The organism is Neobacillus sp. 19, assembly GCF_049463095.1.
Taxonomy (GTDB): domain Bacteria; phylum Bacillota; class Bacilli; order Bacillales; family Cytobacillaceae; genus Neobacillus.
In genome coordinates this window covers 1-2,964 of sequence record NZ_JBMPZU010000096.1, presented here as the reverse complement: position 1 = coordinate 2,964, position 2,964 = coordinate 1, and the positions used below count along the sequence as shown (strand labels likewise).

Annotated in this window: 3 protein-coding genes; all 3 read left to right on the top strand. The window is 44.1% G+C overall.

The annotated features are described in order from the left end of the window. Positions 1–78: 78 nt before the first annotated feature. Positions 79–720: a helix-turn-helix domain-containing protein gene (locus tag ACO1D1_RS26035; RefSeq protein ID WP_423337594.1), complete on the top strand. Its 642-nt coding sequence runs from the start codon at positions 79–81 to the stop codon at positions 718–720. A gap of 188 nt (positions 721–908) precedes the next feature. After that, positions 909–2,582: a urocanate hydratase gene (hutU, locus tag ACO1D1_RS26030; protein WP_149869966.1), complete on the top strand. Its 1,674-nt coding sequence runs from the start codon at positions 909–911 to the stop codon at positions 2,580–2,582. A gap of 21 nt (positions 2,583–2,603) precedes the next feature. Continuing rightward, a partial coding sequence (locus ACO1D1_RS26025; protein ID WP_423337593.1) for an amidohydrolase family protein occupies positions 2,604–2,964 on the top strand: 361 nt, incomplete at its 3' end.

The following is a 2,964-nucleotide window of genomic DNA, read 5'->3' as shown; positions in this document are numbered from 1 at the left end:
TGTCCTGTACTTCGTTCGGTTATGCAGCCGATATTAACCCCAAACCCAACAACCTAGATAGGCGTTTTCGCATTTATCGTGAAACGCTTTCGCGTTTCGTGCGCCGCTTCAATAGATGAATTTCTTCAATTACAGCATCCCTATCCGGATCCAGGCTTAGTCAGAATCAGGTTAACGAGCATACTGGCTCAGGTCAGAAGATTTATGAAGACATACAAGCTGAATGATGACCCCAGCCTTGAACAGGATTATCGAACGATTTTTAACTCAATCTTATATGATACCGTTCTGTATCGAACCGTACAAAATCTTATTTTATTTATTCAAAAAATATTTGTTGGTGCAGAAAACTCTATGCAGCAAATGAAACAAGATCCAATTGAGCTCGGAATGTCGTATATGAAGGCTAATTTTTCCAAAAGCAGTCTTAGGCTCGAAGATGTGGCGCAGTATGTGGACCGAAATCCCGCTTACTTCAGTCATCTGCTAATAACGAAAACCGGATATAGTTTCACCGAACTCTTGGCCGGCATACGAATGAAAGAAGCAAAGCGATTATTGATTGAAACAAGAAAGCCGATTAAAGAGATTTCCATTTTATCAGGTTATCAAAATGCCAATTATTTTAGCAGAATGTTTCGGGAACTAATCGGGATGTCTCCCCGTGATTTCCGCATGCAAAAACCGGATTGGATGATAAATGAGAAGGGAACTGTTTAGTGAAACAGTTTCCTTAATTTCTATAAAAATTATCATTTTATAAAAATATTATCGTTTATTGGTGATTAGTCCTAGAAAAAATGTTCTTCTACATAGAAAAATTATCCTCTTTCTAATTATTCATCCGTATTTTTCAGAAAATTGGATTTTTATAATAGTAGTAGAATCATAAATAGGGAGTGAAATCAATGGAAACGAAGACAACGAATAAGCGGATCATTAAGAACTATAAAGGAACGGAATTGCATGCAAAGGGCTGGATTCAAGAGGCGGCTTTACGTATGTTGATGAACAATCTTGACCAAGAGGTTGCGGAAAGACCCGAGGATTTAGTGGTTTACGGTGGAATCGGGAAGGCTGCGCGAAACTGGGAATCTTATGACGCGATTGTGAAAACGCTTTTAGAGTTAGAAGAGGATGAGACATTGTTAATCCAATCCGGGAAGCCGGTTGTTGTCTGGAAATCACACAAAGATGCGCCTCGCGTATTATTGGCGAACTCCAACCTTGTCCCTGCATGGGCGAATTGGGAGCATTTCCATGAGCTTGATAAAAAAGGGTTGATGATGTACGGCCAAATGACAGCCGGGAGCTGGATTTATATCGGCAGCCAAGGAATTGTTCAAGGCACGTATGAAACATTCGCTGAGCTTGCTCGTCAGGATTATGGAGGTTCCCTAAAACATACGATCACATTAACGGCAGGTCTTGGAGGCATGGGCGGTGCACAGCCACTGGCCGTCACGATGAATGATGGTGTCTGTATCGCTATCGAAGTAGATGAAACGAGAATTGACCGCCGGATTGAAACGAGATACCTTGATGTGAAAACAAAGGACCTTGAGGAAGCATTAAGATTGGCTCATGAAGCGAAGACTGCCGGTAAAGCACTTTCGATTGGTTTACTTGGAAATGCGGCAGAAATTTTACCATTAATGATTGAAAAAGGGTTCAACCCGGATGTGTTAACAGACCAAACATCTGCCCACGATCCGCTTAACGGCTATGTTCCGGTTGGCTATTCTTTAGAGGAGGCTGCTGTATTAAGGAAAGCAGATCCAACAAAGTATGTTGGGCTTTCTAAACAAAGTATGGCAACACATGTGAAAGCTATGCTTAAAATGCAAGAAAAAGGAGCCGTTACCTTTGATTACGGTAACAACATCCGCCAAGTAGCAAAGGATGAGGGCGTGGAAAATGCCTTTGATTTCCCTGGATTTGTTCCAGCTTATATTCGTCCATTGTTCTGCGAAGGTAAAGGCCCGTTCCGCTGGGCAGCACTATCCGGTGATCCGGAAGATATTCGAAAAATTGACGAAGCCTTACTTCGCGAGTTTAAAGATGATGAGCATCTGTGCAAGTGGGTTAGAATGGCGCAGGAAAGAATTGCTTTCCAAGGACTTCCTGCCCGGATTTGCTGGTTGGGCTATGGCGATCGTGCCCGCTTCGGTAAAGTGATTAATGATATGGTTGCGTCTGGTGAAGTTTCTGCACCAATCGTGATTGGCCGTGACCACTTAGATGCAGGTTCTGTCGCTTCTCCTAATCGTGAAACAGAAGCGATGAAGGACGGCAGTGATGCGGTTTCTGACTGGCCAATCTTAAATGCAATGATCAATGCTGTTGGCGGGGCAAGCTGGATTTCGCTTCATCATGGCGGTGGTGTTGGCATGGGTTATTCCCAGCATTCAGGAATGGTTATTGTTGCGGATGGCACGAAGGATGCAGAAGTCCGCTTGCAGCGCGTGTTAACAACAGACCCTGGTATGGGCGTCGTCCGTCATGCGGATGCAGGTTATGAACTTGCCATTAAGACAGCGAAAGAAAAAGGCATCCACATGCCAATGTTGCAACAAGATTAATAGACTGAGAGGATGTTGGAATTGAGTAAAGCCATTTTTATCAGAAATGCTTCTCAGCTCGTTACCTTACAGGGGAGTTCGCACGCTCCCCTTGTAAGGGAAGCGATGTCTGAGCTAGGAATTATTGAGGACGGCAGTGTGTGGATTGAGGACGGTGTGATTCAGGCAGTCGGTATGGATGAAGAACTGTTCGAAAAATATGCTGATCGTCTTGGTGAAGCAGAAGTGGTGGATGCAAGCGGCAAGCTTGTGACGCCAGGTCTTGTTGATCCCCATACACATGTAGTGTTCGCCGGAAGCAGGGAAAATGAATTCAATATGCGTCTCCAGGGTGCAACGTACATGGAAATCATGAACGCGGGCGGGGGCATCCATGCAACAA